This is a genomic window from Kitasatospora sp. NPDC001527, from assembly GCF_040298605.1.
Lineage (GTDB): Bacteria > Actinomycetota > Actinomycetes > Streptomycetales > Streptomycetaceae > Kitasatospora.
This window is the reverse complement of the sequence record NZ_JBEPAM010000064.1, coordinates 19879-39164: the sequence shown is the minus strand read 5'-3', so window position 1 is coordinate 39164 and position 19286 is coordinate 19879. Positions and strand designations below refer to the sequence as shown.

The following is a 19286-nucleotide window of genomic DNA, read 5'->3' as shown; positions in this document are numbered from 1 at the left end:
CGGCCCCGGCGCCGGGGGCCCGGGCGGCGGTGGCCGCCACCGCAGCCTGCTCTCCCTCCCCCCGGGCCGCGGCGGCGACCACCGCTGACCCCGCGCACGAACCGCACACCGCGCACGGCGCACCGAAGGACCGCCCGAACCGCCCCCGCATCACCCGCACCGCCCGCACCGCCCGCACCGCCCGCACCGCCCGCACGAACGAAGGGGCCCCGCCGCCCGGTCCCGAGACCGGCCGACGGGGCCCTTCCGTCAGCTGCTGCCGTTACTTCCTCTTCCGCTTCTCCCGCACCCGCACCGAGATCGAGATCGGCGTGCCGACGAAGCCGAACTCCTCGCGCAGCCGGCGCTCGACGAACCGCCGGTAGCCCGCCTCCAGGAAGCCCGAGGCGAACAGCACGAAGCGCGGCGGACGGATGCCCGCCTGGGTGCCGAACAGGATGCGCGGCTGCTTGCCGCCCCGGATCGGGTGCGGGTGGGCGGCCACCAGCTCGCCGAGGAAGGCGTTCAGCCGGGCGGTCGTGATGCGGGTCTCCCAGCCCTCCAGCGCGGTCTCGATCGCCGGGACGAGCTTCTCCATGTGCCGGCCGGTCTTCGCCGAGACGTTGACCCGCGGGGCCCACTGCACCTGGACGAGGTCGCGCTCGATCTCGCGCTCCAGGTAGTAGCGGCGCTCCTCGTCGAGCTGGTCCCACTTGTTGTAGGCGATGACGACGGCGCGCCCGGCCTCGACGGCCATCGAGATGATCCGGGTGTCCTGCTCGGCCAGGGTCTCGCTGGCGTCGACGAGGACGACCGCGACCTCGGCCTTGTCCAGTGCGGCGGCGGTGCGCAGCGAGGCGTAGAAGTCGGCGCCGGCGGTCAGGTGGACCCGGCGGCGGATACCGGCGGTGTCGACGAACTTCCAGGTCTTGCCGCCGAGCTCGATCATCTCGTCGACCGGGTCGCGGGTGGTGCCGGCCAGCTCGTTGACGACCACCCGCTCCTCGCCGGCGACCTTGTTGAGCAGGCTGGACTTGCCGACGTTCGGCCGGCCGATCAGCGCGATGCGGCGCGGGCCGCCGGGGGCGGCGTCGCCGAAGGTCTGCGGCGGGGCCTCGGGCAGCGCGGCCATCACGGCGTCGAGCAGGTCACCGGAGCCGCGGCCGTGCAGGGCCGAGACGGGGTACGGCTCGCCGAGGCCGAGCGACCAGAGGTAGGCGGCCTCGGCCTCGGTGGACGGGCCGTCGACCTTGTTGGCGCAGAGCACGGTCGGCTTGCCGGCCCGGCGGATGATCTTGATCAGGGCCTCGTCGGTGTCGGTGGCCCCGACGGTGGCGTCGACGACGAACAGCACCGCGTCGGCCTGCTCGATGCCGAGCTCGGCCTGGGCGGCGACCATGGCGTCGATGCCGAGGACGTCGATCTCCCAGCCGCCGGTGTCGACCACCTTGAAGCGGCGGCCGTTCCAGGCGGCCTCGTAGGTGACGCGGTCGCGGGTGACGCCGGGCTTGTCCTCGACGACCGCCTCGCGGCGGCCGATGATGCGGTTGACCAGGGTCGACTTACCGACATTGGGGCGGCCGACGACGGCCAGCACCGGCAGCGGGGCGTGGCTGCCGTCGCCGAGGCCGTCGACGTCGTCGAGGTCGAAACCCTCCTCGGCGGCGAGCGCCATGAACTCGGCGTACTCGGAGGCGTCCAGCTCGCCGTGGCCGGCGGTGGAGTGCTCTGCGGTCATGTTCGTACTGTCCGTTTCCCGGCCCGGCCCTTCCCAGGGACGTGCCGTGCGTACCTGCCCCACCGGGGCAGCGCGAATGGTTCCGGGTGCCACCACGGCACCCCGTTCATCGGATGATGACCGACCGGTCTCAAGGCCCCGGGGGGCTCAGACGGTCGACAGCGCGGCCCCGGCCCGCTCCGCCACGAGCGCGGTGATCCGGTCGATCACCTGCTCCAGGGTGAGCGCGCTGGTGTCCACCAGGACCGCGTCCGCGGCCTGGGTGAGCGGGGCGGTCTCCCGCGAGGAGTCCGCCGCGTCCCGGCGCGCCAGGTCGGCGGCCATCGCGGTGATGGTCGCCTCGTCGACGCCCTTGGCCCGCAGCTCGGCGGCCCGGCGCTCGGCGCGGGCCGTCTCCGAGGCGGTCAGGAAGATCTTGACGGTGGCGTCCGGGAACACCACGCTGCCCATGTCCCGGCCCTCGGCGACGATGCCACGGGCGGCGACCCGGGCGCAGCCGCGCTGCAGCTCCACCAGGCGGGCGCGCACCGCCGGCACCGCGGCGACGGCGCTGACGTGCGCGGTCACCTCGGGGCCGCGGATCGGGCCGGCGACGTCCCGCCCGTCGACGGTGATGGTCGGGCCGTCCGCGTCCGTGCCGGACACGATCACCGGCTTGCCGCACGCGAGGGCCACCGCCTCCGGGTCGTTCACGTCGACGTGGTTGGCCAGCATCCACCAGGTCATCGCCCGGTACATGGCACCGGTGTCCAGGAAGCTCAGGCCCAGTCGGGCGGCGACCGCCCGGGAGACGGTCGACTTGCCGGAGCCGGAGGGTCCGTCGATGGCGACGACGACCGGGGCGTGCGCTCGGTCGGCAGTGTCCACGGCGCGAACCTCTCTCTGAATCTCTGAGCATGGCAACCCGAAGGACGGGGAAGCCGGGGATGGTCTCCCTCAAGGTTAATGGACCGCCGACCCACCCGGCCCCGCCGGTGGCGCTCCCGCCGGACCGGCCCCCGCACCGGCCCCCGGAGCGCCCCGGCGCCGCCCGCTCAGTCCCGCACGCTCCACCCGCTCGCCCGCAGCGCCGCCGTCAGCGGGCGCACCGCCGCCGGCGCCACCGACAGCTGGACGAAGCCCACCTGCTGCCCGGTGGAGTGCTCGATGTCGACGTCCTCGATGTTCACGCCCGCCGCGCCGACCTCACCGAACAGCCGGCCCAGCTCGCCCGGCTGGTCGCCGAGCACCACGGCCACCGTCTCGTACCGGGTGGGCGGCGCCCCGTGCTTGCCGGGGATCCGGGCCTGCCCGGTGTTGCCGCGCCGCATGACCGCCTCGATGCCCTCGGCGCCGCCCCGCCGCCGGTCCTCCTCGGCGGCCTGCAGGGCGCGCAGCGCGGTGACGGTCTCGCCGAGGTCGGTGGCGACCTCCTCCAGCACGTCGGCGACCGCGCCGGCGTTGGCGGAGAGGATGTCCACCCACATCGCGGGGTTGGAGGCGGCGATCCGGGTCACGTCCCGCACGCCCTGGCCGGAGAGCCTTATGGCGGTCTCGTCGGCCTTCTCCAGCCGGGCGGCGACCAGCGAGGAGAGCAGCTGGGGGGCGTGCGAGACCAGCGCGACCGCGCGGTCGTGCGCCACGGCGTCCATGACGATCGGCACCGCCCCGCAGAGCGCGACCAGTTCGAGGACGGCGTTCAGCGTCTCGGTGTCGGTGTCGGCGGTGGGGGTGAGCACCCACGGCCGGCCCTCGAAGAGGTCCTCGCGGGCGGCCAGCGGGCCCGAGCGCTCCCGCCCGGCCATCGGGTGGCCGCCGATGTAGTGGGTGGTGTCGCAGCCGAGCGCGGCGACCTCGGCCCGCGGGCCGGCCTTCACGCTGGCGACGTCGGTGTAGCAGCGCGCCAGTCCGCGGCGCTGGCAGTCGGCGAGCACCTTGCCGACCAGCGCGGGCGGGACGGCGATGATCGCGAGGTCGACCGGCCCGTCGGCGGGCTCGGTGGTCCCGGCGCCCAGCGAGGCGGCGGTGCGGGCGGCGTCCGGGTCGGCGTCCTCCAGATGGACGGTCAGGCCCCGTCCGGTGAGGGCGAGCGCGGCGGAGGTGCCGATGAGTCCGGTACCGACGACGGCGGCGGTGCGCATGGTGGGGTGGTTCTCCTCACGGAACGGCGCGGAACGCGGTCGACTGGGTGGAACGGGTCGGCCCCCATCCTGCCCCATCACCCCCGCCGGTACCGCAACCGCACCACTACCCCCGGCCGTCCCCCCTCACGCGGGCGCGCCACCGGGGCGCCCGCCGCGCCGCCCGCACGCCGCCCACGGCGGAAAGCCGGCGACGCGGGCGGCACCGCACGGCAGGATGGGCCGCCGACGGTACGCGACGAAGGGGTTGGCCGGGTGAACGATCAACACAGCAGCGACCAGCATCGACCGCACGACGACGGCACCGGCCGGAGCACGGTGCCCGCCGTGCCCTCGGTCCTGGACTCCGTGGTCGTCCACGCGGCCGGCGCGGTCTGCCGCCGCCGGGCCCGGACGGCCCTGCCCCCGGGCGGGCGGCTGCGGCTGACCGGCCTGCCCGAGGGGCTCGACGAACGCTCGCTGCGCGCCCGGGTGCTCACCGGCCCGGCCGGCACCGCCGTCACCGAGGCCCGCACCGAGGCGCTCGCCGAACTCCGCGAGGCCTCCGAACTGCCCGAGCTGCAACGCCGGCTGGCCGCCGCCGAGGAGCACGCCGACGCGCTGCGCGAGCGGCGCCGGCTGGTCCACGCCGCCGTCGTCGAGACCCGCGCGCTGCGCGCCGTCCCGCCGCCCCGGCGCCGTGACGAGCCGTTGCGCCGCACCCCCGCCGACGCCTGGCTGGAGCTGGCCGAGTTCGTCGACGAGCGCCTCGCCGCCCTCCACGAGCGCGCCGAGCGGCTCACCCGGGAGCTCGAACTCGCCGACCACGAGACCCAGGTGCTCGCCGACCGGGTGGCCCGGGCGTCCTCCGCCGGGCGGCGCGAGGCCGTCGGGACCGCGCGGACCGCCCTGCTCACCCTCACCGCCCCCGAGCGCTCCGCCGACGACTCCCCCGCCGTCGAGATCGAACTGGAGTACACCGTCCGGGCCGCCCGCTGGGTGCCCTCCTACCGGCTCTCCTACCGCCAGGGCGCCGACACCGGCCGGCTGCTGCTGCGCGCCTCGGTCGCCCAGCAGACCGGCGAGGACTGGACCGGCGTGCGCCTCGCGCTCTCCACCGCCGACCTCGACCGCCGCACCGAGCTGCCCAAGCTGCGCTCGCTGCGGATCGGCCGCAGCCAGCCGGCCCCGCCGCCGTCGGGCTGGCGCGAGCCCCCGGCCGGCCTGGCCGACCTGTTCACCGGCTACGACGCGGCCGGCCCCCGCCCGGTGCCGTCCGGCCCCCGCCGGATGCACGCCGGGTCCGCCCGGCCCGTCGGCGCGGCCGCCGAGCCCCGGCTCTCCGCCCCGGTCAGCCCGGCCGTCGCCGCGCCGCTCCCGCCCCCGGCCGCCGCCCCGGCGCCGCAGCCCCCGGGCGGGCCCGCCCCCCGGGCCCGCGCCCGCACCGGCGGCCTTCGCTCGGCGGACGAGGCCGGCGGGGCCGGGCAGTCGGTCGCCTTCGCCGGCTACGGCGGGCCCCCGCCCGCCCCCGGCGCCCCGTTCCCGGCCGAGGAGGCCCTCGCCAGGTTCGACGCCCCCGCCCCCTTCACGCCCCCGCCCGGCCCGCCGGTCCCGGACGAGCTGCTGCTCGACTACCCCGCGCTGGAACTCGCCGGCCCGGACGCCGCCGCCCGGCGCGGCACCCTGCACCACCCGGACGACCGGCGCGCCGTCGGCCGGCCCGCCCCCGGGCTGCCCCACCTCCCGCTGCCGCACCACGCCGTGCCGCCGCGCGTCTCGGCCGGCTCCTTCGACCACCGCTTCGACGCCGCCGCCCCCGCCGACCTGCCGTCCGACGCCACCTGGCACACCGTCACCATCGACGAGATCCCGGTGCGGGTGAGCCCCGAGTACGTCACCGTGCCCGCCGTCGAGGAGCGCGTCTACGCCACCCTGGTGATCACCAACGGCACCGCGCAGGCCGTGCTCGCCGGCCCGGTCGAGGTGACCGTCGACGACCAGTTCCTGCTCACCGCCGCCCTGCCCACCCTCGCCCCCGGCGGTGTGCGCCGACTGGGCATCGGTGTCGCCGAGTCGGTCGAGGTGACGCGCCGTACCGAGCTGCGCGAGTCCACCGCGGGCATGCTGAACAGCAGCACCGTGCTCGACCACCGGGTGCGCGTCGAGCTGGCCAACCGGCTCGGCCGCCCGGTCACCGTCGAGGTCCGCGAACGGGTGCCGGTCAGCTCCGACGCCGACATCCGGATCGAGGAACGCCCCGGCTGGCACGCCCCGGACGAACCGTCCACCGAGTGCCCGCCCAGCACCCGGCTCCGGCGGGTCGAGCTGCCGCCGGGCGGCCGGGCCGAACTGGACGCCGGCTACCAGATCAGGATCCCGGCCGGAAAGGCCATCGTCGGCGGAAACCGGAGGAACTGAACGTGACCGTCACCCCCCTCCCCCCGCGGCCCGCGACGCCGCTGCCCGTCACCGCCGTCACCTGCCTGGAGGACCGGGCCCAGGTCGAGCGCACCGCCACCGCCGAGCTGGCCGCCGGCGTCCAGCGGCTGCGGCTGGGCCCGCTCACCGCGCTCGCCGTCGACCGCACCCTGCGCGCGGAGTCCGACACCGCCGGCGTGCGCGTCCTGGACGCCCGGATCACCCGCGTCTGGACGCCGCGCGCCCCGCTGCCGCCCGGCCCGGAGGACTCCGCGCTGCGCCACCGCCTGCACGAGCTGGACCGGCGCGACCTCGCCGAGAAGGCGCTGGCGCAGCGCCTGGAGGCCCGGCTGGCGCTGCTCGCCCAGCTCGCCGAGGACCTGCTGCGCGAGGTCGGCGAGGGCGCCGGCGTCGGCGAGGTGGAGCGGACCCGCTGGCACCGCGAGCTGGAACGCGTGGACGCCGAACGCGAGCGCCACGGCGAGGAACTGCGCGCCACCCGCTCCCGGCTGGACCGGCTGGAGGACGAGCGCAACGCGGCCTTCGCCGCCGCGGCCGAGGCCGAGGAGGAGCCCGCCGAACTGCTCGCCCACCTCGACCTGACCGTCGAGGCCCGGCAGGCCGGTCCCGCCCGGCTGAGCGTGCACCACCTGGTGCCGTGCGCCCTGTGGCGGCCGTCCTACCGGGCCACCCTGGCCGACGGCGTGCTGCGGCTGGAGTCCGAGGCGGTGGTCTGGCAGCGCACCGGCGAGGCCTGGACCGGCGCCCGGCTCACCTTCTCCACCGCCCGCTCCGCCCTCGCCACCGAACCGCCCGCGCTCGCCGAGGACGTGCTGACGCTGCGCGAGCGCACCGCCGAGGAGCGGCGCACCGTCGAGGTGGAGCTGCGCGAGGAGACGATCTCCGAGCTGCGCCCGGACGGTGCGCTGCCGGGCGTGGACGACGGCGGCGAGGTGCGGGTGCTGACCGCCCCGGCGCCGGCCACCGTGCCCTCCGACGGACGGGCGCACCGGGTGCCGCTGGGTTCCTTCGAAGGGGCCGCGCACAGCGAGTACGCCTGCGCGCCGGAGCTGTCGCCGCTGGTCACCCAGGTGGTCCGGTTCCGCAACACGGCCGGGCACCCGCTGCTCGCCGGGCCGGTCGAACTGGTCCGCGGCAGCGGCTTCACCGGGCGCGGGCGGCTGCCGTTCACGGCGGCCGGCGCCGACGCGGAGCTGTCCTTCGGCAGCTCGGACGGCTACCGGGTGGTGCGCGAGACCGACGAGCGCCGCTCCACCGCCGGGCTGAGCCAGCGGTCGGTGACCACCCGCACGGTGCGGCTGCACCTGTCGCGGTTCTCCGGCCCGGAGGAGCGGGACGAGCAGCTGGTCGCGGTGCGCGAGCGGGTGCCGGTCTCCGAGGTGTCGGCCGTGGAGGTGCGGCTGCGCAAGGAGGAGTGCTCGCCCGCGCCGGACGCCTTCGACGCCGAGGGCGTGGTCCGCTGGGACGTCCCGCTCGGCCCGGGCGCCCGCCGCACGCTCACCCTGGTGTACGAGATCTCCGTCTCCGGGAAGGTCGCGGGCCTCTGACGGCGGGCGCCCCCGGAGGAGCCGCGGGGCCCGGGCGCGCGAACCGCCGTCCGGGCGCCCGCCCCGGCCCGGCCGGAGCGGGTACAACAGGAGCATGATCCTGCACCTCGCCCCCCTGGACGACTGGCTGGCCGACCCGGGCCGGCCGTACGCGACCGCCTCGCTGCTCACCGACGGGTTCATCCACTGCTCGGCGGACGAGCAGACCGCGCTCGCGGTGGCCAACGCGTTCTTCGCCGACGCCCGTGAGCCACTGATGGTGCTGCTGATCGAGGAGTCGCTGGTGGAACCGATGGTCAAGTGGGAGGCCCCGCACGGCGCACCGGCGCCCGGGGCCACCCCCGGTGCGCTGTACCCGCACATCTACGGGCGGCTGAACCGCACGGCGGTGGTCGGCCTGGAGAAGGTCGAGCGCGGCCCGGACGGCCGCTGGGTCTCGCTCTCCCCCTGGAGCTGACGCCCCGCGCCCGCGGCGGGACCGCGGGTGCGAGGGGACCACGGGGGCCCTACAGCCAGCCCCGCTCCCGGGCCGCCATGCCGGCCTGGAAGCGGGTGGTGGCGCCCAGCTCGCGCATCAGCGACTGGAGCCGGCGCTGGGTGGTCCGGGCGCTCCAGCCGAGCGAGCGGGCGATCGACTCGTCGGTGAGGCCGGCCGCCAGCAGTCCGAGCAGCTTGCGGTGGTCGGCCTCCGGCTCCAGCGCCCCGTCGCCCGCGCCGATCGCGGCCTGCAGCTGGACGGCGCGCTCCCACTCCGCCTCGAACAGCGTGTCCAGCGCCTGGAGCAGCGCCGAGGGGTGGATGACGTAGGCGGCGTCGAGGACGCTGTCGCCGACGCTGATCGGGATGATCGCCATCCGGTCGTCCGACATGACCATCTTCATCGGGAGCACCGGCCGGACCCTGGCCTCCTCGCCGTCGGCGACCCCGGCCAGGATGTTCTTCTCCAGCCGGCCCGGCCAGGCCACCGCCTCCCGGTCGTAGATGGTCCGGAACCGCACGCCCTCCTTCAGCCGCTGGCGCTGCAGCGGGATGTTGGCCACCGGGTCCTGGATGTAGGGCGGGCAGTCGAAGCCGCGGATCTGGTACTGGCTGGTCCCGGTGATGTGCTCCAGCCGCTGGGCGATCGCCTCGGCGCCGGTCAGCACCTCCACCGAGTGCGCCGGGTCGGTGTAGCGCGAGGCCTCCCGGAAGGCGTCCATCAGCCGGTGCATCTCGGCCCGGGCGTGGCGCAGTTCGGACTCCCGGTGGCCGATCAGGGTGCCGATGGCGACGTCCGGGGCGACCGGCAGGAAGCGCTGGCGGTCCACCGGGGCCCGGGTGGCCATGCCCTGCTGGGCGAGCCGGTCCAGGGCCCGCAGGCTCTGCTGGAGGGTCAGCTCGCAGAGCACGGCGAGGTCCTCGGCCGTCGACTGCGGGTTGGCCACCAGCGCCGCGTAGACCCGGCCGTCCGCTCCGGCCAGTCCCAGTGCGCTGAGTGGTGCATCGGACACGGCGTCGCTCCCCGTTTCGCCCCTCGCCCCGCGCCGGGTGGCGCAGTCCCGCCACCCGGCGGGTCGTGGTCAGGTGGCAATCCTCGGCCACGGATGATCGGGCTGACAAGGCGATCACCCCCGATGCGGCCCGCTTCACAGCAGGAGCCGCCGAACGACGGAGGGCCTCCCCGCCGAACGACGGGGAGGCCCTGCGAGGGGTCGCTGTTACAGCCCGACCTCGCGCATCAGCTGGCCGACCTCGGGGTTGGTCAGCCGGCGCAGCCAGCCGGACTTCTGGTCGCCGAGCGCGATCGGACCGAAGTGGGTGCGCACCAGCTTCTCGACCGGGAAGCCCGCCTCCGCCAGCATCCGGCGGACGATGTGCTTGCGGCCCTCGTGCAGGGTCACCTCGACCAGGTAGTTCTTGCCGACGTTCGAGACGACCTTGAAGCTGTCGGCGCGGGCGTAGCCGTCCTCCAGCTCGATGCCCTTGGCCAGCTGCTTGCCCAGGTCGCGCGGGATCGGGCCCTGGATGGCGGCCAGGTAGGTCTTGGTCACGCCGTACCGGGGGTGGGTGAGGCGGTGCGCCAGCTCACCGTGGTTGGTGAGCAGGATGATGCCCTCGGTCTCGGTGTCCAGGCGGCCGACGTGGAACAGCCGGGTCTCGCGGTTGGTCACGTAGTCGCCGAGGCACTGGCGGCCGTCCGGGTCCTCCATGGTGGAGACCACGCCGGCCGGCTTGTTCAGCGCGAAGAACAGGTAGGACTGGGTGGCGACGGTCAGGCCGTCCACCTTGATCTCGTCGTTCTGCGGGTCGACCCGCTTGCCCTGCTCGGTGACCCGCTTGCCGTTGACCTCGACCCGGCCCTGGTCGATCAGCTCCTCGCAGGCGCGCCGGCTGCCGACGCCGGCCCGGGCCAGCACCTTCTGCAGGCGCTCGCCCTCGGGCTCGCCGAAGGTCTTCGGGAGCTTCACGGCCGGCTTGTCGTGCCGGGCCAGCACCGCGTCCTCGATCCGGGCCTGCAGCTCGCGCGAGCGCTGCGGCTGGCGGCGCGGGTCGCCCGGGGCGCCCTGGCCCTCGCGGCGCGGCCGCGGGGCCGGGCCGGGCCGGCGCCCGGCGAAGCCGCCGCGGGCCGGGGTGGCGTTGGGGCCGCCGCCGTACTCGGGGCGGTCGTACTTGCGCTCCTCGGGCCGCAGCGGGCGGTCCGGGTAGCGGCGGTCGTCCCGCCGGTCGTCCCGGCGGCCCTCGCGACGGTCGTCCCGGCCGTACGAGCCGGAGCCGGAGCCGCCGCGCGAGCCCGCGCCGCCCCGCCCGCCGCCGGACCCGCCGCCGTACGAACCCCCGCGCGCGCCGGAGCCGCCGCGGCCCCCCGAGCCGCCCCCGTAGGAGCCGCCCCGGCCGCCCCCGCCCTGTCCGCCGCGACCGCTGCCGCCGCCGCTGCTGTTCCTGCCGTTGCCACTGCTACGCATCAAAGTGTCCGTACGTCGTTACCGTCTGGGCTGTGCGGTCGTTTCGGCCGACCTCACCGCCCCCTACCGATCGGGCGCAGCCCGACCGGCCTCGCCACTGCCGTCCGCGGCCTGCACGGCAGCGGCGGCGACCGCCTCCGCGATCATCGTGCCCTCCAGGGACTCCGCTTCCACGTCGTCGACCTCGGGCAGGAAGGGAGCGAGCTCCGGCAGCTCGTCCAGGCCGCGGAGCCCCATCCGTTCCAGGAAGTAGTTCGTCGTCCGATACAGGATCGCACCTGTTTCGGGCTCGGATCCGGCCTCTTCCACCAGTCCTCGCTGTACCAGGGTACGCATCACGCCGTCACAGTTCACACCGCGGACGGCCGAGACCCGCGATCTGGACACCGGTTGCCGGTAGGCGATGACCGCCAGGGTCTCCAGCGCCGCCTGGGTCAGCCGGGCCTGCCGGCCGTCCAGAACGAAGCGGTCGACGGCCGGCGCGCAGGCGTCGCGGCTGTAGAACCGCCAGCCTCCGGCGACCAGCCGCAGGTCGAAGCCCCGTCCGTGGGCGGTGTACTCGGCGGACAGCTCGCGCAGCGCCACCGCGACCTCGGCGCGCGGGCGCTCCAGCACCGAGGCCAGGTGGGCCTCGCCCACCGGCTCGTCGACGACCATCAGGATCGCCTCCAGCTCGGCCCGCAGCCCGGGGCCGGCCGCGTCGGCCGGCGGGCCGGCGAACGCGGCCGGCCACGGCTCCGGCCGCGGCTCCGGCTCCGGCAGCTCCGCCGGCGGGGCCTCCGCCGGCACGCCCGGCGCCGGCTCCAGCCACTCCCCGGCGCGCGGCCGCCCGGGCAGCCCCAGCACCCGCCGGGCCGGCCGCCCGCCGCCCGCGCCGCCGTTCCCGGCCGTCATCGCCCGTCCTCCTCGCCCTTCGCCGCCCGCGCCGCGGCCTCGCCCGCCGGCCGGTCGAACTCGTCCGTCACCTCGACCGCGCCCCGGTCCGCCTCCGCCACCCAGCGCACCACGAGCTCGCCGAGCGCGTCCGGCTGCTCGAAGGCGAGCACCCGCTCCCGGTACAGCTCCAGCAGCGCCAGGAACCGGGCGACCACCACCATGGTGTCCGGCGCGTCGGCGACCAGCCGCTGGAAGGTCGCCTCGCCCAGCTCGGACAGCAGCCCGACCACCAGGCCCGCCTGGTCGCGCACGCTCACCGGCGGGGTGTGGATGTGGTCGACGTAGACGGCCGGCTTCGGCCTCGGGACCATCGCCCGGGCGGCGAGCTGCGCGAAGCGCTCGGTACCGATGCCGATCACGACCTCGGGCAGCAGGGCGGCGTGCCGCGGCTCCAGGCCGACGTCCCGCGGCTGCCGCAGCAGCTCGGCGGCCCAGCGCTCGCCGAACAGCGCCGCCGCCCGTTTGTACGCCCGGTACTGCAGCAGCCGGGCGAAGAGCAGGTCGCGCGCCTCCAGCAGGGCGAGGTCCTCCTCGTCCTCGACCTCGGCGGCGGGCAGCAGCCGGGCCGCCTTGAGGTCGAGCAGGGTGGCGGCGACGACCAGGAACTCGGTCGCCGCGTCGAGGTCCCAGTCCGGCCCCATGGCGCGGATGTGGGCCATGAACTCGTCGGTGACGGTCGCCAGCGCGATCTCGGTGACGTCCATCCGGTGCTTGGCGATCAGGCTCAGCAGCAGGTCGAACGGGCCCTCGAAGTTGTCCAGCCGGACCAGGAAGCCGCCCTGCGGCCCGTCCTGCGGCGCACCCGGCCCGGCCGCTCCGGCGGCGGCCTGGGCGACAACGGGGCTCTCGGGGGTGCTCGGCATGACGGTCCATCTTCGCCCGCCCGCACCGCGTGCCGCGCACCGGGGCCCGCCGACACGCCGGACCGCCCGGCCCGACGGCCGCACCGCACCGCCCCGGACCCCCCGCGGCCCCGAGGCGCGTGCTCAGCGCCCGCGCAGCCGCCGCACCAGGATGCTCGCCTCGCCGCGCTGCTCCAGGTCGGCCAGCACCACCGCGATGGCCTCCCGGACGATCCGGCCGCGGTCCACCGCCAGGCCGTGCTCGCCGCGGAGCACCAGCCGGGTGTGTTCGAGGTCCATCAGCTCCTCGGCGGACACGTACACGGTGATCTTCTCGTCGTGCCGCTCGCGCCCGCTCGGACGGCGCGGCGCACGGCCGCGCGGACGGGGCCGCCCCGCGGCGCCCGTCTGGTCCTCGGCCGCACCGGCGTGCTGACGCGGCGCCGGGGCCGCGGCGCGGCCCGGCGCGGCCTTGGCGGCCGCCGTCGTGCCGCTGCCCGGCCCGGTGGCGCCCTGGCCGCCCGGCTGCGCGGGGGCGGGCACGGTGGCCGCGCCCGGCGCGCCGATCCCGCGCCGCGGCGCCCGCCTGGTCCCCGCCTGGTCGTCGGCCGGCCCGGCGCCGCCCTCGGCGTGCTCCGGGCCCTCGCCGGCGGCGGAAGCACCGCTGCCGGGGGCGCCGTCGACGCCCTCGGCGCCGTCCGCGTCACCGGCGCCGTTGAGCGCCCGCGCGGTCTCCGCTCTGGGCGCCTCGGAGGCCGAACGCGACGCGAGGGACGGCGACAGCGCCATCCCGCCGGTGGTCCGGAACAGCTCGTCGGCACCCGGGAGACTCACTCGGCGGGGCGGCACCGGTCGAGCACCTCCCTGGCGAGCTGGCGGTAGGCGGCGGCACCGACCGAATTGGTCGCGTACGTCGTGATCGGTTCGCCGGCGACGGTGGTCTCCGGGAAGCGCACGGTCCGCCCGATGACGGTGTGGAAGACGTGGTCGCCGAACGCCTCGACGACGCGTGCCAGCACCTCGCGGCTGTGCACGGTGCGCGAGTCGTACATGGTGGCGAGGATGCCGTCCAGCCGCAGCTCGGGGTTGAGCCGCTCGCAGACCTTCTCGATGGTCTCGGTGAGCAGCGCGACGCCGCGCAGCGCGAAGAACTCGCACTCCAGCGGGACGATGACGCTGTGAGCGGCCGTCAGCGCGTTGACCGTCAGCAGGCCCAGCGAGGGCTGGCAGTCGATGATGACGTAGTCGTAGTCGGGCAGCAGCGGCTTCAGGGCGCGCGCCAGCGCGGACTCCCGGGCCACCTCGCTGACCAGCTGCACCTCGGCGGCGGAGAGGTCGATGTTGGACGGCAGCAGGTCCATGCCCGGCACGGCCGTCTTCAGCAGCACCTCATCGGCCGTCAGCCCGCGCTCCATGAGCAGGTTGTAGACGGTGACGTCGAGTTCCATCGGGTTGACGCCGAGGCCGACGGAGAGGGCGCCCTGCGGGTCGAAGTCGACGAGCAGCACGCGGCGGCCGTACTCGGCGAGCGCCGCGCCCAGGTTGATGGTCGACGTGGTCTTGCCGACGCCGCCCTTCTGGTTGCACATCGCGATGATCTGCGCGGGGCCGTGCTCGGCCACCGGCGCGGGGATCGGGAAGTAGGGCTGCGGACGCCCGGTCGGGCCGATCCGCTCGCGACGCTGGCGGGCGGCGTCGGGGGCGAGCGTGGCCGCGTACTCCGGGTCCGGCTCGTACTCGGCGTCGGGGTCGTCGTAGGCGCCGTAGGCGAACTCGCCGTAGGCCAGGCCGTGGGCCGGCAGTTCGGCGTCGTAGTCGGTCACCGTGGTCACCTGTGCTGTGTTCTGGCGTGCTTCGAAAGTACGGAGAGCGACCGAGCCGACCTCGGCCGAGCCCACGGAGGGCTGCCTGGCCCCGGGCTCCTCACTCGGCTGGCCGGCGGTGTGCGCCGCCAGTCCTGGCTGACCACCCCCGGGAGCAAATGTCGACTCATTCACAAGTCGTCTTACCTCCTTGGGCATCCAGGACTCTATGTCGATTCGTCAGCGTGGCAGCATGCCGACGGTTTGCGACTCTAGGCCGTTCAAGGCGTTCGCAGCAACACAATCCACGGTAGTGGGCAGGATGTGTCGACTATCGGGCAACCCCCTGTCAAGGGGAGTGAGGGCCCGTGACTCCGGGGTTTCCGGGGTCGGGTGACACGACCGACGGAAATTGACGACAGAGCGACCCGCCCTCGCCATTCCCGATGTCACCACCGGATTCACCCCTCGTTCACACGGCTTCCGAAGAGATCCGGTGACCCCCTGTGCACGGGCACGGCGAAGCCCCCGGCCCGGAATGCACCGGGCCGGGGGCAACGCACGTCACACTCAGGCGAGGACGGACTCCAGGGAGACCGACTCCAGGCCGAAGGCCTCGGCGACGGCGGCGAAGGTGATCTGCCCCTCGTGCACGTTCAGACCCTTGGCCAGCGCGGCGTCGCGGCGCAGCGCCTCCTTCCACCCGCGGTTGGCCAGCTCGACGACGTACGGCAGCGTCGCGTTGGTCAGCGCGTAGGTGGAGGTGTTCGGGACGGCGCCCGGCATGTTGGCCACGCAGTAGAAGACCGAGTTGTGGACCTGGAAGGTCGGCTCGGCGTGCGTGGTCGCGTGCGAGTCCTCGAAGCAGCCGCCCTGGTCGATGGCGATGTCGACGAGCACGGAGCCCGGCTTCATGCGGGAGACCAGCTCGTTGGTGACGAGCTTCGGGGCCTTGGCGCCCGGGATCAGCACGGCGCCGATGACCAGGTCGGCCTCGACGACGGCCTTCTCCAGCTCGAAGGCGTTGGACATGATGGCCTTGATCTTCGTGCCGAAGATCTTGTCGGCCTCGCGCAGCTTGTTGATGTCGCGGTCCAGCAGGGTCACGTCGTAGCCCATGCCGATGGCGATGGTGGCCGCGTGCCAGCCGGAGACGCCACCGCCGATGACGACGGCCTTGGCCGGGTGGGTGCCGGGCACGCCGCCCGGCAGGGTGCCGCGGCCGCCGGCCGGACGCATCAGGTGGTACGAGCCGACCTGCGGGGCCAGCCGGCCCGCGACCTCGGACATCGGGGCGAGCAGCGGCAGGGCGCCGTTGGCGAGCTGCACGGTCTCGTACGCGATGGCGGTGGTGCCGGAGGCGAGCAGCGCGTCGGTGCCGGGCCGGTCGGCCGCCAGGTGGAGGTAGGTGAAGAGCGTCTGGCCCTTGCGCAGGCGGTGGTACTCCTCCGCGATGGGCTCCTTGACCTTCAGCACCAGGTCGGCGGTGGCCCACACCTCGTCGGCGGTGGGGAGGATGGTGGCACCGGCGGCCACGTACTCCTCGTTCGGGATCGAGGAGCCGGCGCCGGCGTTGTCCTCGATGTAGACCTCGTGTCCGTTGCGGACCAGCTCATGCACACCGGCAGGCGTGATGGCCACGCGGTACTCGTGGTTCTTGACCTCGCGGGGGATGCCGACCTTCACGGCTAAACACGTCCTCTTGCCATGGGGGTCCCTACCGGAGAAGACCGGCGGGCGACGCGCACGGGGGGAAGCCTCCGGACGACACCGGGGCACGATCGCTGCGCGACGAGTTCGAGTGTAATGAAGCCCAGGCGGCCTGTCAGCCTTCCAAAGTGAATAAATCTGCCGGAGACATTGGCAGGTTCGTAGGCTTCCCTCTCGATCTTCCTGCCAAAGTCGCACCGACCGGGCATCTTCGACAATACTCCCGAACCGCCCGCTACCACCCGGCGGAAACGCGTTCCCGCAGGTCCGCGAGGGCGGTGCCGACGGCCTCCCGGCCGCGCTCGTCGCCCAGTCTGCGCAGCACCGCCAGCGACGCGCGGTACTCCCGCTCGGCCTCCTCGAACCGGCGCTGGGCGGTGTGCGCCTCGGCCACCCTGGCCAGCAGCCGGGCCTCGGCGGCCTGGTCCCCCATCGACTGCCGCAGGCCCAGCGCCCGGCCGTACCAGTCGGCCGCGCGCACCGCGTCGCCGAGGGCCCGGTGGCAGCCCGCCGCGCCCTCCAGCGCCCGGGCGCAGAGCGCCTCGTCGTCGGCGCCCCGGGCGTGCTCCAGGGCGGCCCGGTAGTGGCCGCGGGCCTGCTCCCAGCGGCCGTCGGCGGCCTGCAGGTCCCCCAGGTTGAGCAGCGCGGCGGAGGCCCGGCGCGGACGGCCGTGCCGCTCGGCCACCGTCAGCACCAGCTCGTGCAGCTGGTAGAGGTCGGCCGGGGCGGCGCCGCCGGTCAGCGGCAGCGCCCGCAGCAGGGCGGTGACCAGCCGGCCGGCCGAGCCGTCGAGGTCGCCCTGGCCGATGGCGTCGGCGACCGCGCCGAGCAGCAGGTCGCGCTCGCCCAGCAGCCACTGCCGGGCGTGCGCGGCGGACGTCAGCCGCAGCGGACCGGGCAGCGAGTCGGGGCCGGGGCCGCCGGCGGGGTCCAGCAGCGCCCTGGCGGACTCGGTGAGCCGGACCAGCCGCTCCAGCAGCCGGGCCCGGGCCAGCTCGATCTCGGCGGGCCGGTCCTCCCGCTCGCGCAGCCGGACCAGCCGGGGGTGCAGCCGGCCCGGGACGCGGTAGCGGGCGGTGCCGTCGGCGGCCGGCGGCTCCTCCGTGAGCAGCTCCCGCTCGGCCAGCGCGGCCAGCGTCCCGGCGGCCTCCGGGGCCGGACAGCCGACCAGGGCGGAGGCGGTGCGCAGGTCGGCGCACTGCGCGGGGGCCAGGGTGAGCGCGCGCAGCATCCGCGCCTGGGCGGCGGGCAGGGCCGCGTAGGCGAGGGTGAAGGCGCCGATCAGCGGGTCGTTGTCCGGTACCGGAACGGGTTCGGCGGGTTCCGGCGCGGGCCGCACCCAGGACGCCGGGTCCCGGGCCGGCTCGGCCGGGGGCGTCGCGACGGGCTCGGGCCCGGCGGTCTTCGGCTCCTCCCCGGCCCCTCTTCTCCGCTTGCCCGGCGCGGCCTTCCCGGGCTTCGCCGTCCCGGCCGCCTTCGCCGTCGTCCCGGGCCTGTCGGCCTTCCCCGTCCTCCCCGACTTCTCCGTCTTCTCGGTCTTCTCGGTCTTCTCCGGCTTCTCGGGCTTCGCCTCCGCCGCGGGCCCGGCGCCCGGCGCGAAGGCCTCGGCGACGGCCCGCACCAGTTCCTCGGCCGCCTCCGTCACCGCCAGCTTCGGGTTGCCGCGCAACCGCCCCGCCATCAGCCGCAGCGCGGCCGGCTGGGAGCCGCAGGCCTCCGCCAGATCGGCCCCGCCGACCGGGTCGCAGCTGATCCGCGTCCCGCCGACCAGGTCACCGAGCAGGTCGGCCGCCGCCGGGCGGTCGAGCCCGCCGAGGATGACCGGGTCGATGTCCTCGATCCCGGTGAGCGGTCCGGCCGTGGTGGCGAGCACCAGGCAGCCCGGCTCGTCCGCGAGCAGCGGCCACAGCTGTCCGGCGTCCCGGACGTCGTCCAGCAGCAGAAGGACGCGCCGCCCGGCCAGGGCCGAGCGCAGCGCGACGCACGCCGGGTCGTCCCGGCCGTCCTCGACGGCGCCGGGCAGCGGGACGCCGGCGGTGTCCGCGCCGAGCTGCTCCAGCAGCCGGCGGGCGGCCCGCGCGGGCGGCACCCGGCCGCCGTCGGGCGCGGAGAGCCGCGAGAAGAGCACGCCGTCGGGGTACTGCTCGGCGACGGTGACGGCGAACCGCACGGCCAGCGCGGTACGGCCGGAGCCGGGGCGGCCGGCCAGCACCAGAACGGGGCTGCGGCCCTCCGCCGGCCGCGCGGCGGCGGCCCGCAGCGCGGCCAGCTCGGAGCGCCGGCCGACGAACAGGGCGGGGCCGGCGGGCAGCCGGTCCAGCCCGGGAACGCGCCCGGCGGGCGCGGCGGTCCCGGCCTCCATCGTCACCGTCTTCCTCGCCACCCGCGCCACTCCCGACCTCGTCAGCACTCACCGGGGGCGGCCGGCAGCGGACGCCCCGTCTGCGAAGCGTAGTTCGACCGTCCGCCCCGGCCGAGGTGACATCCGGTCGTACCAATCGGCAAATCACCCCGCCGGCCGAGCCCCGTGGGAGTCGCGCCCCTCGGAACAGGGCCGGGAACAGGGCCGGGCTAGAAGGGGCGGGCCGGCCACGGGGAGCCGGCGGGGCGCAGCGCGTCCAGGCCACCCGGGCCGTGCAGGGCCGCGTAGAGCGCCAGGGTGCCCGTGATCAGGGTGGGGTTGTGCAGCTTCCCGGCGTGGATCAGCCGGACCAGCTCCTCCACCGGCACCCGGGCGGCCTCCAGCTCCAGTTCCTCCCCGTGCGCCTCGTACCGCTCCTCCTGCGCCTCGGCGAGGTCGGTGGCGAGGAAGAGCCGCAGCGCCTCGTCCGTCCCCCCGGGCGAGGTGTAGAAGTCGACCAGCACCCGCCAGCTGCCCGCCTTGCAGTGCGCCTCCTCGTACAGCTCGCGCTGGGCGGCGTGCAGCGGGTTCTCGCCGGGCACGTCGAGCAGGCCGGCCGGCAGCTCCCAGAGGCGCTGGCGCACGGGGTGGCGGTACTGGCGCAGGATCAGCACCCGCTGCCGGTCGTCCAGGGCCAGGACGGAGACCGAGCCGGGGTGGGTCTGGTAGTCGCGGCGGGCCCAGCTGCCGTCGGGCATCCGGACCTCCTCGCTGCGCACGCCGGTGACCCGGCCCTGGAACGGTGTGCTGCTCCCCCGGATCTCCCATTCCTCGGCCACGTCGGCGACATCGGCAAAGCTGCGGTCGTCCATCACGCTCTCCCCTTTTCGTCAGTACGACACAATCTAACG

15 protein-coding genes are annotated in these 19286 nt (G+C 75.7%); 3 read left to right on the top strand and 12 right to left on the bottom strand.

Annotation, left to right across the window (positions count from 1 at the left end; all coding sequences use genetic code 11):
* Positions 1-262: 262 nt before the first annotated feature.
* The 3 genes from der to ABT238_RS35030 all read right to left on the bottom strand — a co-directional run bounded on the left by der (position 263) and on the right by ABT238_RS35030 (position 3837).
* A complete protein-coding gene (gene der, locus ABT238_RS35040; RefSeq protein ID WP_350564917.1) occupies positions 263-1717 on the bottom strand; it encodes a ribosome biogenesis GTPase Der in 1455 nt (484 codons plus the stop codon).
* A 147-nt stretch (positions 1718-1864) separates the two neighbouring features.
* Complete coding sequence (gene cmk / locus ABT238_RS35035) at positions 1865-2584, bottom strand: (d)CMP kinase (protein WP_350804533.1); 720 nt, start codon at positions 2582-2584, stop codon at positions 1865-1867.
* 167 nt (positions 2585-2751) lie between these two features.
* Positions 2752-3837: a prephenate dehydrogenase gene (locus tag ABT238_RS35030; RefSeq protein ID WP_350564914.1), complete on the bottom strand. Its 1086-nt coding sequence runs from the start codon at positions 3835-3837 to the stop codon at positions 2752-2754.
* 255 nt (positions 3838-4092) lie between these two features.
* Between ABT238_RS35030 and ABT238_RS35025 the strand changes: the two genes are divergently transcribed.
* The 3 genes from ABT238_RS35025 to ABT238_RS35015 all read left to right on the top strand — a co-directional run bounded on the left by ABT238_RS35025 (position 4093) and on the right by ABT238_RS35015 (position 8259).
* Complete coding sequence (locus tag ABT238_RS35025) at positions 4093-6234, top strand: DUF4139 domain-containing protein (RefSeq protein WP_350804527.1); 2142 nt, start codon at positions 4093-4095, stop codon at positions 6232-6234.
* A 2-nt stretch (positions 6235-6236) separates the two neighbouring features.
* On the top strand, positions 6237-7802 hold the full coding sequence (locus ABT238_RS35020) for a DUF4139 domain-containing protein (RefSeq protein WP_350804522.1): 1566 nt from the start codon (positions 6237-6239) through the stop codon (positions 7800-7802).
* Positions 7803-7896: 94 nt separating this feature from the next.
* The gene (locus tag ABT238_RS35015) at positions 7897-8259 is read left to right on the top strand and encodes a DUF952 domain-containing protein (protein WP_350804518.1); all 363 of its coding nucleotides are present in this window, start codon (positions 7897-7899) and stop codon (positions 8257-8259) included.
* 49 nt (positions 8260-8308) lie between these two features.
* On the opposite strand, the gene ABT238_RS35010 is transcribed toward ABT238_RS35015, so the two are convergent.
* The 9 genes from ABT238_RS35010 to ABT238_RS34970 form a co-directional block, all read right to left on the bottom strand.
* Positions 8309-9292: a helix-turn-helix domain-containing protein gene (locus tag ABT238_RS35010; RefSeq protein ID WP_350564907.1), complete on the bottom strand. Its 984-nt coding sequence runs from the start codon at positions 9290-9292 to the stop codon at positions 8309-8311.
* Positions 9293-9499: 207 nt separating this feature from the next.
* Positions 9500-10744, bottom strand: coding sequence for a pseudouridine synthase (locus tag ABT238_RS35005; protein WP_350564905.1), 1245 nt, complete (start codon positions 10742-10744; stop codon positions 9500-9502).
* A gap of 63 nt (positions 10745-10807) precedes the next feature.
* Complete coding sequence (gene scpB / locus ABT238_RS35000) at positions 10808-11401, bottom strand: SMC-Scp complex subunit ScpB (RefSeq protein WP_502884243.1); 594 nt, start codon at positions 11399-11401, stop codon at positions 10808-10810.
* A 233-nt stretch (positions 11402-11634) separates the two neighbouring features.
* Complete coding sequence (locus ABT238_RS34995) at positions 11635-12543, bottom strand: segregation and condensation protein A (protein WP_350804504.1); 909 nt, start codon at positions 12541-12543, stop codon at positions 11635-11637.
* A gap of 123 nt (positions 12544-12666) precedes the next feature.
* Positions 12667-13356, bottom strand: a complete 690-nt coding sequence (locus tag ABT238_RS34990; protein ID WP_350564901.1) for a hypothetical protein — start codon at positions 13354-13356, stop codon at positions 12667-12669.
* Positions 13353-14420, bottom strand: coding sequence for a ParA family protein (locus ABT238_RS34985; protein WP_376090262.1), 1068 nt, complete (start codon positions 14418-14420; stop codon positions 13353-13355). The genes ABT238_RS34990 and ABT238_RS34985 overlap by 4 nt, the downstream gene beginning before the upstream one ends.
* Before the next feature lie 474 nt (positions 14421-14894).
* Entirely contained in the window at positions 14895-16010 is a 1116-nt protein-coding gene (ald, locus tag ABT238_RS34980; protein ID WP_350564900.1) for an alanine dehydrogenase, read from the bottom strand.
* A 259-nt stretch (positions 16011-16269) separates the two neighbouring features.
* Entirely contained in the window at positions 16270-18417 is a 2148-nt protein-coding gene (locus ABT238_RS34975) for a tetratricopeptide repeat protein (protein ID WP_350804489.1), read from the bottom strand.
* Positions 18418-18605: 188 nt separating this feature from the next.
* Positions 18606-19247 (bottom strand): NUDIX domain-containing protein, encoded by a 642-nt coding sequence (locus ABT238_RS34970; RefSeq protein ID WP_350804484.1) that lies wholly within the window; start codon positions 19245-19247, stop codon positions 18606-18608.
* Between the last annotated feature and the right edge of the window lie 39 nt (positions 19248-19286).